Origin of the sequence: Pseudomonas sp. FP215 (assembly GCF_030687795.1) — a bacterium.
GTDB classification, from domain to species: Bacteria; Pseudomonadota; Gammaproteobacteria; order Pseudomonadales; family Pseudomonadaceae; genus Aquipseudomonas; species Aquipseudomonas salmasensis.
Genome location: NZ_CP117447.1, coordinates 2,096,189 through 2,119,792, shown reverse-complemented (window position 1 = coordinate 2,119,792; position 23,604 = coordinate 2,096,189). Strand labels below are relative to the sequence as shown.

Genomic DNA, 23,604 nt, shown 5'->3' with positions numbered 1-23,604 from the left:
GGACGGCCCTTTATGAAAAAATTCAACGTGGTAATCGCAGACGATCACCCGATCGTGTTGCTTGGCGTTCGCGAACTGGTAGAGCGTGACATACGTTTTCAAGTCGTCGGCGAGGCCGTGTGTTCGGCCGGCCTGATCGAGCTGTTGCAGCATCAAGGCGCTGACATCGTGATTACTGACTACAACATGCCAGGCGACTCGCCTTATGGCGATGGCCTGAAGCTGGTGGAGTACCTGAAACGACACTTCCCGCAGGTACAGATCCTGATCCTGACCATGATCTCCAACCACCTGATCCTCACCCGCCTGCAAGAGCTGGGCGTGGTCGGCATCATCCAGAAAAGCCAGTTGCATACCGAGATTCAACTGGCACTCAAGGCGATCGCCCAGGACAGCGACTATCGCAGCCTGGAGCCGCCAAAGACCTCGGTAATAGAGACCCTCACGGCAATTGACGAGCGCTTTACCAGTTTGTCGCCCAAAGAGTTCGAGATCCTGCGCCTGTTTATTTCCGGCATGAGCGTGAGTGACATTGCGCGCCGCCAGAACCGAAGTTCAAAGACCATCAGCGCACAAAAGATATCGGCCATGCGCAAACTTGAAGTCAGCAGCGACCAGGACCTACTTGCTTATTGCCTGGAACGTAACATCTTCAACTAACGCATAACTTGCAAGCCATTCCTGGACAATGGCTTTGCCCTTTATTTTCAAGCCTTTCACCGCTGCAACAGCACAAATAACCTGCCCACCCCAGCGCTTATAAGAATCGTCTTATTCGCTCCCGCCGCCTCGTCGCCTACTCTTTGCTCGCAGTTCAACAACAGCAAACTTTTCAACTAACACTTACGGACATCATCATGAAGAAGTTTTCCCTGGCTGTGATCGCCTCGGCCATTATCGCCGCTTCCGGCAGTGCATTTGCCGTGGATCCTGCTCCTACGCCAACCCTGGGCGGCAGCGGCAAAATCACCTTCACCGGCGTGATCAACAACGACGCGTGCTCGGTGGACGGCGCCAACTCCGACCGCACCATTTCGGTGGACATGGGCAACGTTTCGATCAAGGACATGGGCACCGCGGAAAACCCAACCGCAGGTCGTGTGACCGCCAAAGACTTCAACCTGAACGTCAACTGCAATCAGGGCACCAAGGTCGCCATGATCTTTGACGCCAACAACGGCGGTTCGGGCCTGGTCACCGGCAAAAAAGTACTGGCCCTGAACCCGGGTTCGGCCACTGCACAAAACGTCGGTATTGCCCTGCTCGACAGCAAGGGCGGTCTGATTGACCTCAGCTCGCCAAGCACCGCACGTATTGAAAGCACCATGCACGGTGCTGGCACTGAAGGCGGCGACGCCACCCTGAGCTTCGCGGCCGCCTACGTCACTACCGCAGCGGCGGGTTCGTCGACCGCCGGTCGCGGTGACGCCACCCTGCCGTTCATCCTGCAATACGAATAATTCGGCGCCCCGGGCACCGAACGCGCGAGGCCTTGCGGCCTCGCCATTGTCTTCTGATTACACCGGATAACCGTCATGCCGCCTCGTTCTATCGCCGCATGTCTGGGGCTGCTGGGCTTGCTCATGGCTACCCAGGCCGCCGCCAGCATTTCATTGAATGCCACCCGTATCGTGTTTGACGGTGACCACAAGGAAGCCAACATTACCGTGCGTAATGGTAACCAGGATGTATTGATTCAATCCTGGGTCGACATGAACGACGCCAGCGCCAGCCGCGCGCCGTTTGCCGTCACCCCGCCACTGGCACGGGTATTCGCCAAGGAACAACAACTGCTGCGCATTCTGTATGAAGGCACCGGCATGCCCACGGACCGCGAGTCGGTGGTGTGGCTCAATGTGCAGGAAATCCCCAAGGCCAGCGAGGCCGAGAACACCTTGCAGTTGGCCATCCGCCAACGCATCAAGATTTTCTACCGCCCTGCCGGTCTTACCGGCAGCGCGCTGCAAGCCCCTGCGCAGCTTGAATGGACGCTGGCCAAACACGGCAGCCAAACCCTGTTGCAGGTGAAAAACCCGACGTTGTACCACGTGTCCATGGCCGACATCAAAGTGCAGGCGGTCTTGGCCAGCGACTCCACCATGATTGCGCCCGGCGAGCAAAAACAGTTTGCGCTCAGTGCTCCAGTTGCCAGTGGGCCGGTGCAGTTGTCGTTTTCCAGCATCAATGACTACGGCGCGCAGAATCACTACAGCACGCCACTGACCAGCGGCACTGCGCTACCGGCGCATGCGACTGAATCGCGCCTCAACCCCTAAGCACTTTCGCTAACCCACAGGCTCACTTCGCGTGCGTGTTTGCGTGCCCGGCTGTCCGTCAATCAGGGATGTCATAGGTCTTCGCATGTCTTTTCTTTCCAGCAACAGGCCCGCACGTGGCGTACTGAAGTTGAAGACGCTGTCGCTGGCGATTACTGCCAGCTTGCCCAGCCTGGCCATGGCCGATGACGCTGCGCAAACCTTCAACACCACCTTCCTGCAAGGCTCGCAGTCGCCGGTGGACCTGCAGCAATTGCTCTCGGCCAACAGCGTGCTGCCGGGCAATTACCGCGTCGATTTGTACAGCAACGAAGTGCTGGTGGGCCGGCGTGATATCGACTTCAAGCGCAACCCTAAAAACGGCCGCGTCGAAGCCTGCCTGACCCTCGACCTGCTCAAGCAACTGGGTATCGACCTGCACCGATTGCAGGCCGAGGGCAAACTTGACCCGCAGCAGCCGCAGGACTGCTACGCCCTTGCCGACATGATCGAAGACGCCAGCGTGCGCTACGACAGCAGCCGTCTGCGCCTGCTCGCGAGTATTCCGCAGGTAGCGATGCAGCGCGGCCTGCGCGGGTATGTCGACCCACAGTTGTGGGACGACGGTGTGTCCGCCGCCTTCATCAACTACCAGCTCAACAGCAGCCGCACCGCCGGCGACTACAAGACCCGCATCGCCAATAACCTGGGCCTGCGCAACGGCATCAACCTGGGGGCCTGGCGCCTGCGCAACGAGTCGAACCTGAGCGGCGGCACCGATCGCTCGAACACCTTTACCAGCAACCGCACTTACTTGCAGCATGACGTCACCGCGATCAAGGGCCAGTTCAGCGCCGGTGAGATTTTCTCCGACACCGACCTGTTCGACAGCGTGCGCTATCGCGGGGTCAAGCTCGCCTCGGATGATGGCATGCGCGCCGACAGCGAGCGCGGCTATGCACCCGTAATCCGTGGAGTGGCGCAGACCAACGCGACGGTGGAAATCCGCCAGAACGACTACATCCTCTATACCGCCAACGTCGCGCCGGGGCCATTCGAGATCAACGATATCTACCCCAGCGGCTCCAACGGTGACCTGCAAATCACCGTGATCGAAGCCGACGGTACGCGGCGGGTGACGATGCAGGCTTTCTCCAGCCTGCCGATCATGGTGCGCGAAGGCCAGGTGAAATACAGCGTCTCGGCGGGCACGTTCAAAAGCAATGCCGATGGCCTGGCCTCCCCGCGCTTTCTCAGCGGTACGCTGGCCTATGGCTTGACCAGCAACCTCAGTGGGATTGTCGGTGTGCAAGCCAGTGAGGACTACAGCGCGCTGTCGATCGGCGCCGGCAGGAACACTGCCTTCGGTGCGTTCTCCCTGGATACCACCCACTCGTCCAGCAAGGCTCAGGGGCGTACGTCCCAGGGCAGCAGCGTGCGCGCCTTGTACGCCAAGACCTTTGCCGGCACCGATACCAACTTCACCCTGGCCGCCTACCGTTACTCTACCGAGGGCTATCGCACCCTCACCGACCATGTGGAAGACAGCAGCGAAGACCTGCGCGTACGCACCGGTCACTCGAAAACCCGCACCGACCTGACCATCAACCAGAGCCTCGGGCGCAACAGCGAATTTGGCAGCCTGTATGTGAACGCCAGCGACCAACGCTACTGGAATCGCGGCGGTTCCCAGAGCTTTTCCGCGGGCTACACCGGCAACTGGGGCGATCTGAGCTACAACCTTGGCGTGACGCGCACCAAGCAGATCGTCACCTGGGGCGAGCCGAGCAGCGACACGCAGGTGAACCTGTCGGTGTCTTTCCCGCTGGGCAGTCAGGCCCGCGCGCCACGGGCGTTTGTCACCACCAGCCACCAACGCGGTGACACCACCACCCAAGCGGGCATCAATGGCTACGTGGCCGACACCAGCGACACTTTCTATTCGGTGCAGGCCGGCCACAGTGACACCAGCGGCGACTCAGGCTCGGTGAACATCAACAGTCGCACCGCCGTGGCAGACGTCAGCCTCGGTTACAGCCAGGGCCAGGGCTACAACTCACAAAACTTCAACCTCGCAGGCTCCGTGGTGGCTCATGCGGGTGGCGTCAACCTGGGGCAGACGGTCAGCGAGACCTTCGCCCTGGCCGAAATACCAGGCGTCTCTGGGGCCAAGATCAGCAGCTACAGCGGGGTGGAAACCGGTTACAACGGCTATGCGGTGGTGCCCACTGCGCAACCCTACCGGGTCAACTGGATCAGCCTGGACACTCGCGATCTGGGTGGCGACGTGGAAATCACCAACGCCACCCAGCAACTGGTGCCGCGCCGCGGCGCCATCGTGGTGGCGCATTACAGTGGCACTACCGGACGGCGGGTGTTGTTTGAGTTGTTTGATGCACAGCATCAACCGCTGTCGTTTGGTGCCTCACTGGAAGACGCCAATGGCAAGCAGTTGGCGATTGCAGATCCCAATGGTAATGCCCTGGCGCTGGTGGAAGAGGATCAGGGCACGCTGATCATCAAGTGGGGTGAGCAGCATTGTCGTGCCGCCTATACATTGCCACCGCAGAACAAGGCGCTGAACTACGAGCGCCAGGCACTGGTGTGTACGCCTTGATTGTGCGGGTGATTGCGCTACTGTGCTGGCCACGCGCCTACCCTCTGCGAGATTTGCCCATGCGTAACCTATTCCTTGCCAGTGCCTGCCTGTTGACCACCGCCCTGGCAGGCTGCCAGCAAACACCCCCGGCCAACGACCAACTCGATGCAGTGCTCTGGACCCAGACGTCCATCGAACACGAGCTGATCTACCGCCAGCTCTTCGCCAACGCTACCCGCCAACTCGATATAGCGCTGGCCGACCCCAACTGGGACGCACTGCCTTTGCCTGCGCGCAAGCTGACCGGTCTGCCGCCGGGGGTGATCGTGGATATCGACGAGACCCTGTTGGACAACGTGCCGCTCAACGCTCGCGACATCATCAACAATCAGGTCTATTCCTACGATCGCTGGAATACCTGGGTCGAGCAGGCCAAGGCTCAGGCGCTGCCGGGTTCCGTGGCGTTCCTGCAAGCGGCCAGGCAAAAAGGGATCAAGGTGTATTACCTCACCAACCGTGAACACAGCCAGGTCGCGGCCACCGCTGAAAACCTGCGTTTGCGCGGCTTTCCGATTGAGAGCGACGCACAGATCCTGGCGGCCAGCACCCCCACCGGCCACTGCGAAAGCGCGGGCTACGGCAAGCAGTGCCGCCGCCAGTGGGTCGCCAGCCATGCCCGCGTGCTGTTGATGGCCGGAGACTCGCTGGGAGATTTCGTGCAAGCCGAACACAACACCCTGGATGCGCAGCGCAAGGCCGTCGAACCCTATGTGAACTGGCTAGGCCAGCGTTGGTTTCTGCTGCCCAACCCGAGCTACGGCAACTGGTATAGCGCGCCGTATGGTGACGATGAGAGCTTGCCGTTTGCGCACAAACGCAGGCTCAAGCAGGGGGCGTTGCTGTTGCAGGAATAGGGTGAAGCCCTGCCATGATGATCGTTCCCACGCAGAGCGTACTCACACCGCCCTGGCCGCAATCGCCTCCACCTCCACCAACGCCCCCGGCAACGGCAGCGCCACTACTTGCAACGCGGTGCGCGCCGGTTTGTTCGGCTGTTCGGGCGTGCCAAAGAACTGGGTATAACCGCGCTGCAACCCGGCAAAATCCAGTTTGCCATCGGTCTCTTCGGCGCCGACCAAAAACACCCGTAACTGCACGATGTCGCCCAGGTCCAGGTCTTGTTGACGCAGGATCTGACGCAGTTTGTTGAACACTGAAACGCTCTGCACTTCAGTGTCGCCATACACCCCAGGTACCTTCGGGTCGGCGGGGTCCGGTAGCGTGCCGCTGACAAACACCAGGCTGGCCGAGGCCGGCACGGTGACGGTTTGCGAGATGGGGAATTCGCCGACGCTGGTGCGTTGGATGCTGTCGCTCATGGTGAGGCTCCTCAGGATGCGGCCAACGCCGCGAGTTGGTGTTGTTGGGTGATGCGCTCGGCCAGTTGTGCGACCACATGGCGCGCCGAGTTGGCTGCCGATTCCTGCCAGATGCCTACGCCGCTTTGCACCAGGCCGTCGCCGGCGAAGTACACCCGGCCATGGGGCTGTTCAAGCAAGGCGTGGGCCTGGGCGGGGAAGTGTTCGCGTTGCAACCACGGGCCTTCGCTGTAGGGGATCTGCTCCCAGGAAACCGCCAGTGGATGGCGCAAATGCCTGGCATAACCTGGATGCAACAGCTCCACGGCTTGCCGGGAAGCAGCGTACTGCTGATCGAGGGGTTGGGCGCCAAACACGTCGGCACCTTCGCCGGTCACGTAACCGGCCACCAGCACGCCTTCGCGGGTGTTGAGGTCGTTGCTGGGGTACCACAGCAGGCGCGCCGGATGCTCGATCCACGACAAGCCGCCGTAGGTACGGTAGTCGGTCTCCCAAAAGCGCGGGGATTGCCAGGCCACCTTGGTCGCCTGGTCGCTGCGGGTGCTGAGCAAGGCCGCCTTGACCGGCGCGCTGAAGTCGGTATCGAGCTTGGCCAGCAGGGGCAGCGGCACGGTGGAGACCAAAAAGTCGCCACGCACCACCTGATCACGGCCACTGCGCTGGTCGTGGTAGGTCACCGCCACGCCGTCCTCCAACTGGCGGATCTGCCGCACCTGGGCGCCCAGTTGCACCTGCTCTTGCACGCGTCGGTAGAAGGCCTCGGTGATACGGTCCATGCCGCCCACCGGCTGGAACATGGTGGCCGAAAATTCCGGGAACTCGGTGTGCAGTAAAGCCCCCCACAGTTCCGGGTTCAGCAAGCGCTCCAACGTCAACGGGCTGCGGCGGGCGGGCAAGGCGCCAGGGTGAGCGGCGGATTCAAGGTGCCCCGAACGCAGGGTGCCCTCAAAGGCCAGCTCCTGGGACAGGTCACCATAGACCTGCAAAAAAGCCAGCAGGCGCGTGCGCTCTTCGCCACTCAGTACATCGTCAAGAGCATCGCGTTGCACCGCCTTGGCCAACAAGCCGGATAAATGCCCACGCGTATCGTTGAGCGCCTGGCCGACACTGAACGCCGCCTGGCTCAGGTCCGGTCGCACCTGGGCACCATGACTGCTGTTGACCAGCACTTCCAACGGCACGCCAAGCTCACTGCAATAGTCGAGGATCGTGCGGTGCTGGCTGGGAATGCGTGCCGGCCCGGCGTTGAAATACTGGCCTGGGTCAAACCCCACCGTCTGCGAGCGACCGTCCTTATAGTCCAGGCGGTCGCCGTTACGCAGGGTCCAGGTGCGGCCACCCACGCGCTCACGGGCCTCCAGCACCTGCACGCTGAAGCCCGCGCGCGTCAACTCCAGCGCAGTGACCAACCCGGCAATCCCGGCGCCCAGCACCAGTACACGGGTACCCTGCCCCAGGCCGTCCTTGAGTTTCAGCGGTTGCGGTCGGCGGTGTGACGATGGGCCCAGCCCCAACACCGCCAGTGCATCCTTGACCGCTTTCTCACCGCCCACCGCTGCGATACTCGACAGCGCTTCACGTCGTGTCAGTCCCATGTCTGTGCCTCCTTAATCCGGCAGCCCGGGCGGGTTGATCAGCGACTGGTCGACCCGTTCCACATCCAGGCCCCAACGTTGCAGCACCTGTGCGTATTGCCCCCCGGCAATCGCGCCTTGCAGGGCGGTGTGAATCGGTTTGACCAGGCCGTTGTCCTTGCGCGTGGTCACCGCGATATCCGCCTGCAGCGGCCAGCCACCGTTGACGGTGCCGACGCGTTTGATGCCCCCAGTGATCGCCGCCGAATAGGCATACACCGAGTTCGGCCCGAACAGTGCGTCACTGCGTCCCGATTGCACCGCCAGTTGCGCCGCAGCCTGGTCGTCGAAGTACTGCAACAGCGCAGGTTTGAGGCCGGCTTTCTCATTGGCCTCGTTCCAGGCCAGCAGGACTTTTTCCTGATTGGTGCCAGAGCCGACAATGATTTTCAGCCCGGCAATGTCCGCCGCCTGCTTGATCTCAGTGATCGTGCTGGTGCTCTTGACGTAAAACCCGAGCACATCCTGGCGGTAGGTGGCGAAGTCGAAACGCTTTTTGCGCGCCTCGGTCACGGTGACGTTGCTGATCACCGCGTCGTATTTGCCCGAGCTGACGCCCAGGGGCCAGTCTTCCCAGCTGGTCTGAACCACATTGAGTTGCAGGCCAAGGCTGTCGGCCACCAATTGGGCGGTGTCGGCCTCGCTGCCGATGGTGGTCTTGTCGTCACTGGCCAGCAGCGCCAGCGGTGGCCCGGCTACGCCTGACACGGCCACGGTGAACTTGCCCGGCTGGGCGAACTTGAAGCCCGGCGGGATCTGCGCGATGGCGGCTTCATTGCGTGGCGCATGGATGCGCGGGCGGTCGGGGCTGAGGTCCACCGGTTGCACGGCGAATGCGCTGTGGGCCGTGGCCCCGGCAATTGCCAACAGGGCGACACGGGCAGTAGTGATAAACATGGGCAGTCACTCCTTGAACTAAAGCACTTTGCCGAGAAAGGCCTGGGTGCGGGGATGTCGGGGTTGGCGAAAAACCTGTTCAGGCGGGCCTTCTTCGATCAGTTGACCGTCGCAGAGGAACACCACGTGGTCGGCCACTTCGCGGGCAAAGCCGATCTCATGGGTGACGATCACCAGGGTCACGCCCAGTTGGGTCAAGCCCTTGATCACGTCCAGCACCTCGCCCACCAGTTCCGGGTCGAGGGCTGAGGTGGGCTCGTCGAACAGCAGCACTTTGGGGTCGAGCGCCAAGGCCCGGGCGATGGCGACGCGTTGCTGTTGGCCACCGGAGAGCTGGCGCGGGTAGGCGTCGGCCTTATCCGCCAGGCCGACCTTGGCGAGTAATTCATCGGACTTGTCACGGGCCTCCGCCCGGCCCCAGCGCTTGTGCGCCAGGGGCGCTTCGGCGATGTTTTCCCAGGCGGTGAGGTGGGGAAACAGGTTGAAGTTCTGGAACACGAAGCCCACGTCGATGCGGCGCTTGAGGATCTCGCGTTCGGTGAGTTCAAACAGCAGGTCGCCTTTGCGCCGATAACCGACGTATTCACCGTCGATGGTGATATGCCCGCTGTCGATCTTCTCCAAGTGGTTGATGGTGCGCAGCAAGGTGGACTTGCCCGAGCCGGACGGCCCGAGGATCACCGTGACCTTGCCAGGGTCAATGCTCAGGTCGATGTGATCGAGTACCTGCTGGTTGCCAAAGCGCTTGCCCACGCCCTGGATTTGAATGCGCCCGGCGCGTGCTTCAGGCATGGGCCTTCTCCTTGAACCAGCGGCGCACGCGCTGCAGCGGCGTGGGTGGCAGCACCCGCGCGGTGCCCCGGGCGAAGTGGCGCTCGACGTAGTACTGGGCGCTGGTGAGCGCGGTGGTGATGATCAGGTACCAGACCGTGGCGACGATGAGCAACGGGATCACCGCCTGGGTGCGGTTGTAGATGACCTGCACGGTGTAGAACAGCTCGGGCAAGGCCAGCACGTAGACAATCGAGGTGCCCTTGACCAGGCCGATGATTTCGTTGAACCCCGACGGCAAGATCGAGCGCAGCGCCTGGGGCAAAATGATCCGGAAGATGCGTCGAGAGGCCGGCAACCCCAAGGCCGCCGCGGCTTCATGCTGGCCGGCATCCACGCCGATCAGCCCACCGCGAATGATCTCCGCCGCGTAGGCCGCCTGCATCAGGCTCAAGCCCAGGACGGCCACGGTAAATTGGCTGAGCACATCCACCGTCGACCACTCGACGAACACCAGGTCGGTGAACGGCACGCCTAGCACGATGTGGTCGTACAGGTAGGCAAAGTTGTAGAGGATGATCAGCACCAGCAGGGCCGGCATCGAGCGGAAGAACCAGATATAGCCCCAGGCCAACGCCGCCAGCAACGGCGAACCCGACAGCCGCGCCAGGGCCAGCGCGGTGCCCAGCAGGATGCTGAACACTGTGCTCAGCAGCGTCAGCAGCAACGTCTGGCCCAGCCCGCGCAGCACCGAGGGCGAAAAAAACCACTGGCCGAACACCCCCCATTCCCAGCGCGGGTTGGTGGCCAGGGAGTGCACAATGCCGAGTAATACCAGCGCGGCGAAAATCGACCCGGCCCAGCGCCAGGGGTGCCGGGCCGGCACCACGCGCAACGCCTTGATCGGCGTGGCGGCACGGCGCTTGCGCAGCGGTTGGGCGCTGACTTCATCCAGCAGGTCATAGGGTTTGGCAACAATGGGCATGTTCTTTTCCTCGCAGGCCTCAGAAGGCGTAAGTCAGCCGGGTGTAGTAATACCCGCCGGTAAAACCGTAGGGCGAATAGGTGCCGTAGCTGGCGACCATGGTGCTGCTCGGCACCCCTTGTTTCTTGGGATAGAGGTCGAACAGGTTCTTGGCGCCGATGGCGATGTTCAGGTCTTTGGTAAGGCTGTAACCAAGGTCGAGGTCGGTGATCCAGCGGGCGTTGTAGACCCGGTCCAGGTCACGATTGGCCGATGAGTTCACTTCCTTGTACGAGCCGTAGCGGGTCAGGGCCAGGTTGAGATTGAAGCGTTCGATGCGCCAGTCACCGCCCAGGATCAGCTTGGTGTTGGGTTGCACGCCGGTGATCAGGTTGCGTGCCTGGCGGTCCATCAGGTCGTAGGAGGTGCCGAGGATGTCGGTGGATGCCCTGTAGTTGAGGATTTTGGTCTGGTTCCAGTTGAACGCGGCGGTCCACTTCAGCGCGCCGAACGCGCCCAGGTCCTGGTTGTAGCTGCTGACCAGATCCAGGCCTTTGGTGCGAGTGTCGGCGCCGTTGATAAAGTACTGGCCCCCAGAGGTGGAGTTGATACCGTTGTTCTGCAAGACCTGGGTGACTTGCGGGCCCAGCAAGGTGCCGGTAAGGGTGATGCGGTCACGCAGGTTGATCACGTAGGCATCGGCGGTGAAGCTCAGGCGGTCGGTAGGTGTGAGCGTGAAACCGAGGCTGAAGTTGGTAGAGCGCTCGGGCTTGAGCTCCTGCGCGCCTAGTGCCTGGGCCGCCGCCGAACCCACCGGCAGCACGCCATAGTTGATCGACTGATACACCCCATCGACGACGCCATAGGTGGTGGAGCGCGCACTGAACAGACTGTTGGCCAGGGACGGCGCACGAAAGCCATTGCTCACCGTGGCGCGCACCGCGAACTGCGGGGTGAAGTCGTAGCGGGTGGTCAGCTTGCCGCTGCGGGTGGCACCCACGCCCTCGTTGTAATGCTCATAACGCACCGCTGTGCCGACGTACCAGTTAGGCAAGGGGTTGAACCCCACGTCCACATAACCGGCCAGGCTGTTGCGCGAGGCGCTGCTTTCTTCGTCCGGTGAAATACCATTGGTGACCTGCGCCCCGGACGATGCGCAGTTACCTGGCGCCACGCAGTAACCGCCATTGGCATAGGACGCGTAATCGCCGGCTTGCACCTCGTAGGTGTCGCGCCGATGTTCGAAGCCGTAGGACAGGTCCAAGGGTTTTTGCAGTCCGATGTCGAAGCCACGCTTGAAGTCCAGGTTGGTGGTCAGCTCGGTGGAAATCCAGGTGCCGGAGGTGAAGCTGTTCGGCGTGGCTTGGCCCAGGGAAGGGTTCTGGTTGTGGGTGGTGCCCTGCTCCGCTTCGTTGCGCCCGTAGGTGGTAGACAAGTCCCAGTCCCACTCACCCACAGTGCCCTTGCCACCGAACGCCGCCTGGAAGTCGTCCTCGTCGATGTACCAGATGGGGGTGTACCCGGCCGGGTAACCGTTGGGCCCGCTAGTGATGGTGTTGGTGATGGTCGGCAGGCGGAAGTTCTGCCCCTGCTCGGCCTTGCGTCGCGAGTAGGTGGTGAAGGAGTAGAGGCTGAGGCTGTCGTCGATCGGCAACTCGGCGTTGTAGCCCAGGGTCAGCAGGTTGGTCTTGGGTGTGCCGTAGCCGCCATAGGTGGACTTGCCCGCCAGGCCATAGGCTTGCTCATAGGTGTAGCCGTTGGCGCTGGCCTTGTTGTCATCGTTCTGGCTGCGCGCATCCAGGGCCAGTTGCACGATGCCGCCGTTGCCGATTTCGAAGCCCTTGTTGAGGCTTTGCTGCACGGTCTGTTTCTTGCCGTCGTAGCCAAGGCCGGCGTTGGTCACCGAGGTACCGCGGGTGTCGGCCTTGAGGATCACGTTGATCACCCCGGCGATGGCGTCGGACCCATATTGGGCAGCCGCGCCATCGCGCAGCACTTCGACATGGTCGATGGCGCTGATGGGTATCAGGTCCAGGTCAGCCGGCGCCGCGCCGGTGTTGATGCCGTTGATATTCAAGGTGGCACTGGTGTGGCGGCGCTTGCCGTTGACCAGCACCAACACTTCGGCGGCGCTCAAGCCCCGCAGGTTCGGTGCCCGGGCAATGCCGCTGGCGTCCCAACCGGTTTTTTCCGGCAGGGTCAGCGACGGGATCACCGCGCTCAACGCCTCCATCAACCCGGGCTTGCCGGTGTTTTGCAATTGCCGGGCGCTGACCACGTCAATCGGCACCGGGCTGCTGGTGACCGTGCGCTGCTCGGCGCCACGGTTGCCGGTCACAACGACCGTAGACAAAGTGCTGTCTTCCTGGGCCTGTGAAGCTGCGGCGAACAGCGACAGGGTCAGGGCAGCAGTAGGTTGCAGAATGTGCTTCATATCCATTCCCAGCTTTTTCCAAATCGCAAAGTCGAGCAGGCACGCGCCGGGCGCGGCGGAGCCGATGTTCAAAGGGGCGATACGGCGTGGGCTAGGTGTGGGGTAAGCGAGGGGTTTGAAGTGGCAACATACGTTGAGCTCCCGTCCAACGACTCTGCGGCGGCGGGAGGATTACCCGGTCAGGCGCGCAGAATCTGAATCACGCTGGGTACCATCCGAGGTCAGGGGTAGGCTGTTGGGATCAAACATAACGGAATGGATTTTAAAAATATAATGCTATTTGGGCATAAGCTAATATTCTCTACTTTCATTATTTTTAAAAATAATTATTCATAAAAATGATTTTTCATATGAGCGCGCAAAACGCTCAAAATGTAGGAGGGGGCGTACTACCGATGACAGTGGACCAGCCAAAATGCATTTACTGACACGCCCCCCCCCGCAACGGTAACTACGATGCGAAGCGAGCCGCTCTTGATCTGCTCTTGATCTTGATCTCAGGCGCCCCGTTAAACCACGCTGGCCGAACGCAGGCTTGAATTCGTGGCTAACCCGGCAGGACGCCGGGTTAGCCGCCCCGCGCCATGGATGGCGCGTGGCGGCGGCCCACGGATTCAAGACTGTGTTCGGGCACACCGAGCCTAAGCGAGGTGCCGAGTGGTGGGGCAAGAGCGTTTTGCTTACTTTTGCGCTTCTCAAAAGTGAGCCGCCGTCAGGGCGGAACCCCAAGTGGCCGTTACCGCAGCAATGGATTGTGGGGTGTCAGGTAGAGAAGTGTCGGCTGATAGGCCGCCATCGCAGGCAAGCCAGCTCCCACAATTGGATTGTGGGGGGTCAGGTAGGGAAGTGCCGGCTGGCACGCCGTCATCGCAGGCAAGCCAGCTCCCACAATTGGATTGTGGGGGGTCAGGTAGGGAAGTGCCGGCTGGCACGCCGTCATCGCAGGCAAGCCAGCTCCCACAGTTTGATTGCGGGGTGTCAGGTTGATAGGCGTCGGCTAGTAGGCCGCCATCGCAGGCAAGCCAGCTCCCACATTTTTGATTGCGGGGTATCAGGCCACCATCGGGAGCGAGACCCCTCCCACATTGGTACTCGGTACAGCCCGGATCACTGAGCCGGTCGCAACAGCTGCATCTGCTGGCGATAATCATCCGTCACCTGCCGCGCCTGACTGCTACTGGTAATCACCCTCGGCGTAATCAGCACAATCAGCTCCGTGCGGTCCTTGGACTTGCCGGTATTGCCAAACAACCAGCGCAACCCCGGAATCATCCCCAGGTACGGCACGGCGCTGACACTCTCAGTGTTGTCCTGCTTGATCAACCCACCGAGCAACACTGTCTGCCCACTCTGCACCGCCACCTGGGTCGACACCGAACGCGTGGAGATGCGTGGGTTCACCGGCGTCTCACTGCTCCCCGTCGGGTTCTGGGCATCACTGACCTGTTGCTGGATATCCATGTACACCAGCCCGCCCGGATTGATGCGCGGCACCACATCCAGAATCACCCCCGTCTGCACATATTCGACGCTGCTCAAGGTGGTGTCGGCGTCGCCGGTATTGACGGTGGTCTGGCTGATGGGAATGTTGTCCCCCACCTGGATCTGCGCCGGCTGGTTGTTCATCACCACCAGCGATGGCGCCGACAGCACCTGGGTGCGCCCGTTGGTTTCCAGGGCGTGCAGGGCCACTTGCAGGTTGGAACTGACGAAGGAATAGAACAAGGAGTCTGCCGCGCCCAGCCCTGCCCCGCCACCGCCCAGGGCGCCTTGGCTGCCGGAGGCGTTGGCCACCGTGGTGCTGGTGGAATTACCGGCCAGGCGGCCCAGGTACCACTGCACGCCCAGGTCCAGTTCGCCGGTGAGCTTGACCTCCAGGATGCGAGTTTCGATCTGCACTTGCAGCGGTGGGTTGTCGAGGCGTTTGATCGCCGCTTCGATCTCTTTCCATTGCGCCGGGCGGGTGCGCACCAGCAGTTGGTTGCTGCTCTTTTGCGCGGTGATGCGCGTGCCGGCTTCGAGGTCGCTCGTGGGCGATGCCGGGGTGTTTTCGGCAGGCTCGGCTTCAGGCTCTTCGGCTGCGGGCACGGGCGCGTTGGCCTGCAAACCGGCACTGGTGGACGAGGACAAGGTGGTGGTACGCAAGCCCGGCGCGACCTTCGCCGGGGCGTCATCCTTGATCGCGCCATTACCGTAGATCTGCCGCAGGTACTTGGCCAGATCAGCGGCCTTCATATTGCGCACGTCGTACACATACATCTGCGGCTCGTTGCCGCCGCCCTCGTCGATGGTGCGGATCCAGTCGCCCACTTCGCTGAGGTACTGGGGCTGGGAAGAAATCGCCACCACCGAGTTGGTGCGCTCCACCGGCAAGAACCGCAGCATGCCGGCCAGGGGTGTGCCACTGTCCGCGCCGAACATGGCTTGCAGCTCGGGCATCAGCTCGGCCACCGAGGCGCGTTGCAGGCCGAACACCGCCACCGACATGCCCTTGAGCCAGTCCACATCGAAGGTGTCGATGGTGTCCTGGTAGTTGGCCAGTTCTTCAGGCGTGCCGGCCAGGCTCAGGACATTGCGTGCCGGGTCCACCAACAAAAAAGCGTTTTCACGGGCGAAGGGTTTGAGCAGTTTCTGCATCTCGGTGGCCGAGATATAGCGCAGTGAAAACAGACGTGCCGAGAGGCCGCTGGCCGGTTGCTCCACGCGCATCTGCGGCACCAACTTGCCCGCCACTGCCTGGTTGGCCGGCAGGATCACATAGCGGTTGCCCTGTTTGATCATGGCGTTGTCGGTCCAGGACAGCAGGGTTTCGAGAATCGACAGCGCCTGCTGTTTGTCCACGGGTTTGGAAGTGGAGAAGCTGACAGTACCTTTCACGCCCTCGGCGATGCTGTAGTTCTCGTGCAGCAGGTCGCCCATCACGCTGTTGATCACGGCCTCGATGGGCTGGCCGGCGAAGTTGAACACGATGTCGCCGCCCTGCTCCGGCACGTTTACAGGCGCCTTGGGCTGCCGCACGAACGCTTGATTGCCGCGAATCAACTGGCGCTGCGGCGGGGCCTGGGTGGCAGGTGGGGGGCTTTCGACCACAGGCGACTGAAGCGGCGGGCGTTGTGCGCCGGTGCCCTGCAGGGCCTCGTGCAGCAGGTCGTCGTCCGGGTCGAGGGTGTCGGGCAAAGAGCCACAGCCGCCTAGGGAGACGGCGGTAGCCAGGCAAAACAGCGAAGTGCGCATATCGATCAAGGGAGAGACTCGCGGGGATGTGAGATCAGGGGTAGCCGCTTACCGTAGAGGCTCAGGGTTTGGGTGCGCCCGCCCAAGGCAAAACGGGCGTATTGCGGGGTCAGGTGTTCCAGGCGCCAGCCGTTGGGCAACGCCTGGCCCAAGCGCACCGTGAGCGTCGGGCCACCGGCTTGCTTGAGCATGGCCATTTGCAGGTTGCCGGTGATCATGATGCCGCTGAGGGTCAGGTTGGCCAGGCTTGCCACCTGGGTTTTACCCACCTCCCGGTCTGGGCGGCGATCCGGGCTGAACAGCGGCTCTTGCCAGATGCCGGCAAGGTCTTGCAACGCCGGCGTGGGAGCGGCCTGCAGCTGGAACGAGGGTGGCGCGTGCACCGGCGCATCGGGTAACCACCGCGGGGCATCGCCGATGCTGCTGAGGATCATCGCCATCAACAGCCCCAAGAGCCCGGCCACGCCGAGCCAGCCCCATTCAAGAGGACGCAAGGGGCCGATCATGGTGCCACCCGCGCCGGTTGCAGGTAGCCGCGCACCAGCAGTTGCACCGCCAGCTTGCCTGCCCCGCCATTGGCCGGCGCCTGTTTGTCGCGACGAATATGCAACTCATCGACGAACAAAAAAGGCGGCTGATATTCCAGCCCATGCAGGATTGCGGTCAGCGGTTCGATGGCGCAATTGAGCGTGAGGCTGACCTTGACCTGACGATAGGGCTCGCTGTCGTCCTGTTCGGGCGTGATCGGCTTGCGCTGGGTGAGGTTGCAGCCGCCGCCGAGGTTGCCGTGGCTGTTGATCAGGTCGGCAAGACGCTGCATCAGGTCGGCGGCGACCACGTCCGGGTCGTCCCCCGGCAACAGGCTGGCGCTGCTGGCCGGGTCTTGCTGTGCTTGCGCCAGCTGTTCGCGCAAGGCATCGCCCTGGCGTATGACGCTGGCATAGCGCTGCTGCTGTTCACGCAACTGTTCGGCCTGTTCGCCCATGGCCCGCAGTGGCCCGGCGAACCAGCTGTCGATCAACAGCCAATAGGCCGCGCCGAGCACCAAAGCCAGGGTCAACAAGGCGGCGCCGCGGCGTTCACGGGGTGTGAGGGGTCGGCGCATCGGCGGCCTCCTGGCGTAAGTGGGCACGCAAGGCAAACTGGTCTTTGCCGGTGCGTGCGTCGGGTTGGATCACCCCCTCGAACTGTGCGTTGTCCAAGCGCTGGCAGCCTTTGATGCGGCTGATCAGGCCACTGGCCTTGGCGCTCTGGCCGGAGAAACTCACCTCGCCGTCCTTGACGTCCAATTGGTCGAGCCAGGTATCGGCGGGCAGGCAACGGGTCAAGTCATTCAGCAGCGCGGCCAGGGGCGGTTGCGCCCGTTTACGCTGGGACAGGTACTGCGCCGCACCACGGGTGTTGAGCAGTTGCTGGCGCAGGGCGTGCACCTGGGCGACCTCGGCTTTTTGCTGTTGGACAGTGGCGTGCATGTTGTCGAGTACGCGCTGGCGGTCGTTGAGCCACAGCAGCATCGCCGCGATCAGCAACGCGCCACACAACCACGGCAGGCTGCGCTGCAATTGCTTGCCGGCAGAACGCGAGCGCGAGCGCAACGGCGCGGGCAGCAGATCAATGCCCAGGCCCGCTACATCCACGCGGTGCGGGTACAGGCCGAGGGCGGCGCAGTCGGTGAGGATTTGGTCCAGGCGCTCGCGCAGGATCGCCACCACCCTCACCTCAAGATGGCTAGGCGTGCGCCGCTCCTGACGGGCGACGAAGTAGAGCTGCTCGGCGTCAAACGGGGTGTAGCGGTCCAGTTCATAGCCAACCACCTCCATGAGGTTGCGTGCAGCGGCCAGAGGCAGTTGCACGCTTTGCTGCAACACGGCGTCGGTGGCAAGCATCAGCACCTGGCGCACATTGCCTGGCACCACCGGCGCCGTCAGCGGCCAGTGATGAATGTGCTCAGGCGGTTCCTGGAACGCCAGCCACTTCGGCACACAGCCGCGTAACTCCGTAAGCCACAGGCGCCAGCCTTGTTGCAGCAGGCTGCCGCGCCAATAGCGGGCAATCGGTTCGAGTTGAATCATTCTTGCCACCGCACTACCCGGTAGGGCTGTGCGCTGTCCTCCGCAGGGCTCAATAAAAGGGTCAGTCGCAGGCGTGCCTGATAGCCGCCGGGGCGCTCGGCGCGGCTGTCGATTTCCACCACCTGGCCGGGGTCGACGCCCTCGGCGTCCTGGCGTGGCAGGTTCAACGCCTTGCGCATCAGGGGACTTGCGAATGCCGGAGCAGGCCGGTCGAGGTCGCTCCACAAGGTGATTTCTGGCAGCAATTGGCTGTAGAGCGCCTGGGTCATACCGGGGAGTTGACGCACCTCCTCCAGCACCCGAAACGGCGCCAGGCCCTGATGGCGGCGAGTCTCAAGGGCCTTGGCCAACTGCTGGGCCTGGGCCGCTGTAGCGCCGCAGGCCAGGGCCAGGCGCGTGAGGTCTTGGAAAGCGGCGTTGACCAGGTACAGCTTGCCGCGCTCACTGCGCACACTGACCTGCAAGCGCGCATCGTCGAAGGTCAGCGCAATAGAACGCCCGTCCGCCACCCACTGCCCTTGCGCCATGACCTGAGCGATGCCGGCCTGGGCGGCCAACAGTGTCTGGGTGTGCTGGCGCAGCCACAGCGCCTGGCGACTTTGCAGTTGCACCCACCCGGCCAGGCCACCCAGCAATACGCTGAGCAAGGCCAGCACCCACAGCACCAGCAACAGGGCCGCGCCGCGTTGGCGCTTCATTCTTCGCTGCTCGCGCTGGACAGGTTCAGGCGCAGCGCAACCACCTGGGTAACCCACGGCACCGGCCCGTCGACGGTGGCATCGATACGCACCGCGGTGGGCAGGCGCCGGAGCCAGGGCCACGGGCTCAACCAGTCGGTGGGCTGGCCCAGTGGCGAGACACCGCGATAACTGAATTTCAGCGCCTCGACATTATGCAAAAGCACCTGCGGCTCATCGCGTTGCGCGTTGGCGTGGGAGGCCCTCTGTGAAAAAGCCACCTGCAGGTCCTGCCCGACCCGTTGCAGGGTAAAGCGCTGGATACCGCCGCCCAGCACACCGGGCAAGGTCGCCACAAACTGCAGCCGCTCCGGCGTGCCGATCAAGAAACCCTCGGCCTGGCTGTCGTCGTCAGTGAGCTTTAACGGCAGCGCCTCGCTGATCGAGGTGCGCAAAAACTGTTGGGCGGCGCGCATTTCATCCAGGCTGGCGGTGTAGGCCTGGGCCTTGGCCACCGCTCGATTGGCCCCCAGCAACGCTGCGCTCACCAGCAGCAACAACACCGACAGCAAGCTGAGCACCACGAGCACTTCCAGCAACGTGAAGCCCTGCTCACGGCGCTTCACAGGCGCGCCTTCAAGGTGCTGAAGTGCGCCTGATGCACGCCTTCACGCACGTTCAGGTCCACACGAAACAGGTGCGGCTGTTGGCGGGTGCTGGTCAGTTGCCAATGGATGCCGTCGAGTTGGCCTTGGCGGGTTCCTTCAATCAGCGGGCCGGCAGCTTCCTGGTCCAGCAGCGTAAGCGCGGCATGGGTGAGGCGGTCGCTGTGGGCCACCTGGGACAACGAACGCGCGCTCTGGCCGAAGGCAACCAGCAACACGCTGCTGCACACCGCCATCAACGTCAGGGCGGCGAGCATTTCCAGCAAGGTGAAACCGGCCTGGTGCTTCATGGCAGCGCCTTGGATTGCACACTGCCGGTGAGCCAGCCGATGTCGATGCGCCAACGCCGGCTACCGTTGGCCAGCAGCAGGTTACCGCCGGTGGAACTGCCGTCGGGATAGAACACCACGGCGGCCCCGGCCTGCTCGGCACTGTGCAAGGTCACCTGCACCTGCGCCGGCCACTGCTGTGACGCACGCCCTGGCGCCTGGAACGTGCGGCCCTGGAGGTCAAATTGAGTGTGCGCCGCCTGGCCGCTGACGATCGCGCTCGCGCGCGTAGCGCGCAGGGCCTCGACCATCTGCGCGACCACCCGCCGCTCCTTGGCCACCTGCAACCCTTGTCGTACACCCAGCCCCAACACCCCCGCCGCAATGCCGATCAATAGAATGACCACCAGCATCTCCAGCAGGGTAAAGCCTCGCTGGGCCATGGGCGGGTTATTCCCAGTTGCCCAGGTCGGCACTGTAGCCCTCGCCGCCGGGTTGGCCGTCCTGGCCGTAGAAGATCAGGTCGAAGGCGCCGTGCTCACCGGGGAAGCGATAGCCGAACCCATGGCCGAACGGGTCTTTCAACTCCGAAGGTTTGGCGTAGGGGCCGGCCCAGTTGGATGCACTGGCTGGCTTGTCGAGCAGCTGTTGCAGGTTGATGGGCGGCGCGCCCACGTCCAGGGCGTAGCTGTCGATCTTCATGCTCAAACTGGCCAGTTGCGCCTTGCCCGCGCCGTACTTGCCCTTGTCCACATTGCCACCGACCTGGCGCACCACAATGGTCGCGACAATGCCCAGCAGCACGATCACCGCCAGCATTTCCAAGAGGGTGAAGCCGCCTTGGCGGTGTCGGGTTTTCATCGGTTCTGCTCCTTGAAAGTTCATATATGGCTGGTGAGGCTCATCAGCGGCAGCATGATCGCGAGCATGATCACTGCCACCAGTACCGCCATGACCACGGTGAGGGTCGGCACCATTGCCGCGAGCAAGCGTTCGATGGCGCGCTTGGCCTCGACGTCGAAGATGTCGGCGACCTTGAGCAGCATGCTGTCCAGTTCACCGGCCTGTTCACCGACTTCGATCATGTGCAGTGCCAACTCAGGTAGCAGCGGCTGGCGACCGAACGCATCGGCCAGGGTGCCGCCGCCCTTGACCCGTTGCGCCGCCAGCGCCACTTGCGCCTGGAGCGCACGGTTGCTGCAAACCTGCCGGGCGATCACCAGCGCGGGCAGCAGCGCCACGCCATTGCTGAGCAACGTGCCGAGGGTGCGGGCCAGGCGGGCGGCTTGCACCCGTTGCAACAGCGGGCCGATCACGCGGATGCCCAGCAGGTGACGGTCGTAACGCTCACGACGCAGGGGGTCGCGCAGGCGCGCCGCCAGGACCCATCCACTGATCGACAACCCGGCCAGCACCACCAGGCCATAGGCGCCGAGGAACTCGCCGAGCGCCAGGATCACCTGGGTGATCAATGGAATCGGTACGCCCAGGTCCTGGAAAATCGGCACGAATTGCGGCACCACATAAGCCAGTAACAACGCCAGGGAACCCAGTACACCCACCACCAGGAACGCCGGGTAGATCAGCGCATTGATCACCTCGCCGCGCAGTAACTGGCTGCGCTCCAGGTAGTCGCTGAGCTGGCGCAGGGTGCCCTCCAACGCTCCGCCGGCTTCACCGGCGCGCACCATGCTCAGGTACAGCGGGGAAAACGTGCCGCCCTCCTCCTCCAGCGCCGCCGACAGCGGTTTGCCGGCCTTGACCAGATCGCGGATGCGCTCGATCAAGGCCCGCACCTGAGGATGGCGGGCTTGCTTGAGCAACAGGTTTAAAGCGCGTTCGAGGGGCTGGCCGGCGCCCAATAACGTGGCCAATTGCTGGGTGAAACTCACCAGCGCTGCGCCCTTCAACTGCCCGCGTGCCTGGCGCAACAAGGGGCTGCTGGCCGTTTCGATGTGCAGCAGCAACCAGCCACGCTGATGCAAGACGGCGACAGCGGCCGCCTGGTCAATGGCTTGCAGCGTGCCGCTCTGGGCCACGCCCTGGCTGTCCAACGCACGGAACTTGAATAGGCTCACACCTCATCTCCACGGGTGACGCGCAACACTTCTTCCAGGGACGTGACACCGGCCAGGGCCTGGCGCAAACCGTCTTCATACAAGGTGCGCAAACCGGCACGGCGGGCGGCGTGTTCGAGGCTGGCGGCGTCGGCGCGGCCCATCAGCAGGCCCCGCAACTCATCGTTCATTACCAACAATTCAGTGAGGGCGCTGCGACCGTGATAATCGCCGCGGTAAAGCAGGATCGGGCGCTGCTCGGTCAGGCGATCCAGGCCGTGCTCCTGGATCAATTCCGGCGGGGCCTGGAAGGCCACGCGCGTGGCAGGGTCCAGGCGCCGCACCAGGCGCTGGGCGAGGATACCGCTGACCGTGGAGGCAATCAGGTAGCTTTCCACGCCCATGTCCAGCAAGCGCGTGATGCTCGCTGCGGCGCTGTTGGTGTGCAGGGTCGAGAGCACCAAGTGACCCGTGAGGGAGGACTGCACGGCGATACGGCAGGTTTCCAGGTCGCGGATTTCGCCGATCATGATCACGTCCGGGTCCTGGCGCACGATGGCGCGCAGCGCTCCGGCAAAGTCCAGGCCGATGGCCGGCTTGACCTGGATCTGGTTGATGCCTTCAAGCTGGTATTCCACCGGGTCTTCCACGGTGATGATCTTGCGCTCGGCGGTGTTGAGCTGCGACAACGCGGTATAGAGCGTGGTGGTTTTGCCCGAGCCCGTAGGCCCGGTGACCAACAGGATGCCGTGGGGCCGCGCCAACAGGTCCAGAAAGGCCGCCAGGCGTGGGCCATCGAAGCCCAGGCTGGGGAAGTCGAACTGCACGGTTTGCCGGTCCAACAGGCGCATCACCACCGACTCGCCAAAGCTGGTGGGCACCGTGGACACCCGCAGATCCAGCGCCTTGCCCTGGATGCGCAGCATGATGCGCCCGTCCTGGGGCAGGCGCCGTTCGGCAATGTCCAGGCGCGCCATGATCTTCACCCGCGAGATCACCGCCGCCGACGAACTGGCAGGCGGCGCTTCAGCGTCGTGCAGCACGCCGTCGATGCGGTAGCGCACCTTGAGTTGGTTTTCGAAGGGTTCGATATGGATATCCGAAGCGCGCTGTTCCACCGCGCGCTGCAAGATCAGGTTGACCAGGCGAATCACTGGCGCTTCGGAGGCCATGTCCTTGAGGTGTTCGATGTCCTCCAGGGCGCCGCCCTGCTCATCAAGGTTTTCGATCAGGCTGCCCATGGCGGAACGGCCCTGGCCGTAATAGCGCTCGATGAGTGTGTCGACTTCAGTCCGCGAACCGATGGCCAGCCACACCGGCACCTCACAGGCATACGCCAGGGTCTGGAACGGGTATAACTGCGCGGGGTTGGCGGCCATTACGCGCAACCCGCCCTGATGCCACCCCATGGGCACAACCTGGTAGTGACGCATGAAGCGCTCGGTGAGCACGGGAAGCGGGTCAAGCAACGGCGGCGCGGCGTCGGCCAACAGCAAGGGGGCGTCCAGCAAATCGGCCCAGGCGCGAGCCAACTCGACTTCGGACACCAAGCCCAGGCGCGTGAGTAAACCGAGCAGGTCGCCAGGCTCAGTGGATAAACGCTGGGCGCGTTCCAGATCAGCGGTTTTGAGCCCGGCGTGCTGCATCAACCACGCGCACACTTGGTCGGTGTGCGGGATCTGCATTTTGCAAGCATC

Annotated in this window: 22 protein-coding genes; 5 read left to right on the top strand and 17 right to left on the bottom strand. The window is 63.0% G+C overall.

Annotated elements, in window-relative coordinates; translation table 11 throughout:
• Positions 1 to 12: 12 nt before the first annotated feature.
• The 5 genes from PSH76_RS09825 (at position 13) to PSH76_RS09805 (ending at position 5,768) form a co-directional block, all read left to right on the top strand.
• On the top strand, positions 13 to 660 hold the full coding sequence (locus tag PSH76_RS09825; protein ID WP_003192445.1) for a response regulator: 648 nt from the start codon (positions 13 to 15) through the stop codon (positions 658 to 660).
• 197 nt (positions 661 to 857) lie between these two features.
• On the top strand, positions 858 to 1,460 hold the full coding sequence (locus tag PSH76_RS09820) for a fimbrial protein (protein ID WP_003192447.1): 603 nt from the start codon (positions 858 to 860) through the stop codon (positions 1,458 to 1,460).
• Between the two features lie 75 nt (positions 1,461 to 1,535).
• Positions 1,536 to 2,276 carry a molecular chaperone gene (locus PSH76_RS09815; RefSeq protein WP_305493986.1) on the top strand — a complete coding sequence of 247 codons (741 nt, stop codon included), beginning with the start codon at positions 1,536 to 1,538 and terminating at the stop codon, positions 2,274 to 2,276.
• 85 nt (positions 2,277 to 2,361) lie between these two features.
• Positions 2,362 to 4,872: a fimbria/pilus outer membrane usher protein gene (locus PSH76_RS09810; RefSeq protein ID WP_003192449.1), complete on the top strand. Its 2,511-nt coding sequence runs from the start codon at positions 2,362 to 2,364 to the stop codon at positions 4,870 to 4,872.
• Positions 4,873 to 4,931: 59 nt separating this feature from the next.
• Positions 4,932 to 5,768 (top strand): 5'-nucleotidase, lipoprotein e(P4) family, encoded by an 837-nt coding sequence (locus PSH76_RS09805; RefSeq protein WP_305493985.1) that lies wholly within the window; start codon positions 4,932 to 4,934, stop codon positions 5,766 to 5,768.
• Positions 5,769 to 5,810: 42 nt separating this feature from the next.
• Here the strand turns inward: PSH76_RS09805 and PSH76_RS09800 are convergent, their stop codons facing one another.
• The 17 genes from PSH76_RS09800 to gspE all read right to left on the bottom strand — a co-directional run bounded on the left by PSH76_RS09800 (position 5,811) and on the right by gspE (position 23,592).
• Positions 5,811 to 6,233, bottom strand: a complete 423-nt coding sequence (locus PSH76_RS09800) for a RidA family protein (RefSeq protein ID WP_305493984.1) — start codon at positions 6,231 to 6,233, stop codon at positions 5,811 to 5,813.
• Positions 6,234 to 6,244: 11 nt separating this feature from the next.
• Entirely contained in the window at positions 6,245 to 7,828 is a 1,584-nt protein-coding gene (locus PSH76_RS09795; RefSeq protein WP_305493983.1) for an FAD-dependent oxidoreductase, read from the bottom strand.
• 12 nt (positions 7,829 to 7,840) lie between these two features.
• Positions 7,841 to 8,764, bottom strand: coding sequence for an ABC transporter substrate-binding protein (locus PSH76_RS09790; RefSeq protein WP_305493982.1), 924 nt, complete (start codon positions 8,762 to 8,764; stop codon positions 7,841 to 7,843).
• A gap of 18 nt (positions 8,765 to 8,782) precedes the next feature.
• A complete protein-coding gene (locus PSH76_RS09785) occupies positions 8,783 to 9,556 on the bottom strand; it encodes an amino acid ABC transporter ATP-binding protein (RefSeq protein ID WP_305493981.1) in 774 nt (257 codons plus the stop codon).
• Positions 9,549 to 10,520, bottom strand: a complete 972-nt coding sequence (locus tag PSH76_RS09780) for an amino acid ABC transporter permease (protein ID WP_305493980.1) — start codon at positions 10,518 to 10,520, stop codon at positions 9,549 to 9,551. The genes PSH76_RS09785 and PSH76_RS09780 overlap by 8 nt, the downstream gene beginning before the upstream one ends.
• 19 nt (positions 10,521 to 10,539) lie before the next feature.
• On the bottom strand, positions 10,540 to 12,933 hold the full coding sequence (locus PSH76_RS09775) for a TonB-dependent siderophore receptor (protein ID WP_305493979.1): 2,394 nt from the start codon (positions 12,931 to 12,933) through the stop codon (positions 10,540 to 10,542).
• Positions 12,934 to 14,040: 1,107 nt separating this feature from the next.
• A complete protein-coding gene (gene gspD, locus PSH76_RS09770) occupies positions 14,041 to 16,167 on the bottom strand; it encodes a type II secretion system secretin GspD (RefSeq protein WP_305494448.1) in 2,127 nt (708 codons plus the stop codon).
• A 5-nt stretch (positions 16,168 to 16,172) separates the two neighbouring features.
• Entirely contained in the window at positions 16,173 to 16,673 is a 501-nt protein-coding gene (locus tag PSH76_RS09765) for a hypothetical protein (RefSeq protein ID WP_305493978.1), read from the bottom strand.
• Positions 16,670 to 17,272, bottom strand: a complete 603-nt coding sequence (gene gspM, locus PSH76_RS09760; protein WP_278914866.1) for a type II secretion system protein GspM — start codon at positions 17,270 to 17,272, stop codon at positions 16,670 to 16,672. The genes PSH76_RS09765 and gspM overlap by 4 nt, the downstream gene beginning before the upstream one ends.
• Positions 17,247 to 18,239 (bottom strand): PilN domain-containing protein, encoded by a 993-nt coding sequence (locus PSH76_RS09755; RefSeq protein WP_278914867.1) that lies wholly within the window; start codon positions 18,237 to 18,239, stop codon positions 17,247 to 17,249. Before PSH76_RS09755 ends, gspM begins: the two co-directional genes overlap by 26 nt.
• Positions 18,236 to 18,937 carry a general secretion pathway protein GspK gene (locus PSH76_RS09750; protein WP_278914868.1) on the bottom strand — a complete coding sequence of 234 codons (702 nt, stop codon included), beginning with the start codon at positions 18,935 to 18,937 and terminating at the stop codon, positions 18,236 to 18,238. The genes PSH76_RS09755 and PSH76_RS09750 overlap by 4 nt, the downstream gene beginning before the upstream one ends.
• The gene (locus PSH76_RS09745) at positions 18,934 to 19,542 is read right to left on the bottom strand and encodes a prepilin-type N-terminal cleavage/methylation domain-containing protein (protein ID WP_032896321.1); all 609 of its coding nucleotides are present in this window, start codon (positions 19,540 to 19,542) and stop codon (positions 18,934 to 18,936) included. The genes PSH76_RS09750 and PSH76_RS09745 overlap by 4 nt, the downstream gene beginning before the upstream one ends.
• Positions 19,539 to 19,871: a type II secretion system protein gene (locus tag PSH76_RS09740; protein ID WP_278914870.1), complete on the bottom strand. Its 333-nt coding sequence runs from the start codon at positions 19,869 to 19,871 to the stop codon at positions 19,539 to 19,541. Before PSH76_RS09740 ends, PSH76_RS09745 begins: the two co-directional genes overlap by 4 nt.
• Entirely contained in the window at positions 19,868 to 20,293 is a 426-nt protein-coding gene (locus tag PSH76_RS09735; RefSeq protein WP_305493977.1) for a type II secretion system protein, read from the bottom strand. Before PSH76_RS09735 ends, PSH76_RS09740 begins: the two co-directional genes overlap by 4 nt.
• A 7-nt stretch (positions 20,294 to 20,300) precedes the next feature.
• Positions 20,301 to 20,711, bottom strand: a complete 411-nt coding sequence (gene gspG / locus PSH76_RS09730) for a type II secretion system major pseudopilin GspG (RefSeq protein ID WP_032896314.1) — start codon at positions 20,709 to 20,711, stop codon at positions 20,301 to 20,303.
• Between the two features lie 20 nt (positions 20,712 to 20,731).
• Positions 20,732 to 21,928, bottom strand: coding sequence for a type II secretion system inner membrane protein GspF (gspF, locus tag PSH76_RS09725; protein ID WP_305493976.1), 1,197 nt, complete (start codon positions 21,926 to 21,928; stop codon positions 20,732 to 20,734).
• The gene (gspE, locus tag PSH76_RS09720; protein ID WP_238344592.1) at positions 21,925 to 23,592 is read right to left on the bottom strand and encodes a type II secretion system ATPase GspE; all 1,668 of its coding nucleotides are present in this window, start codon (positions 23,590 to 23,592) and stop codon (positions 21,925 to 21,927) included. Before gspE ends, gspF begins: the two co-directional genes overlap by 4 nt.
• Positions 23,593 to 23,604 lie beyond the last annotated feature (12 nt).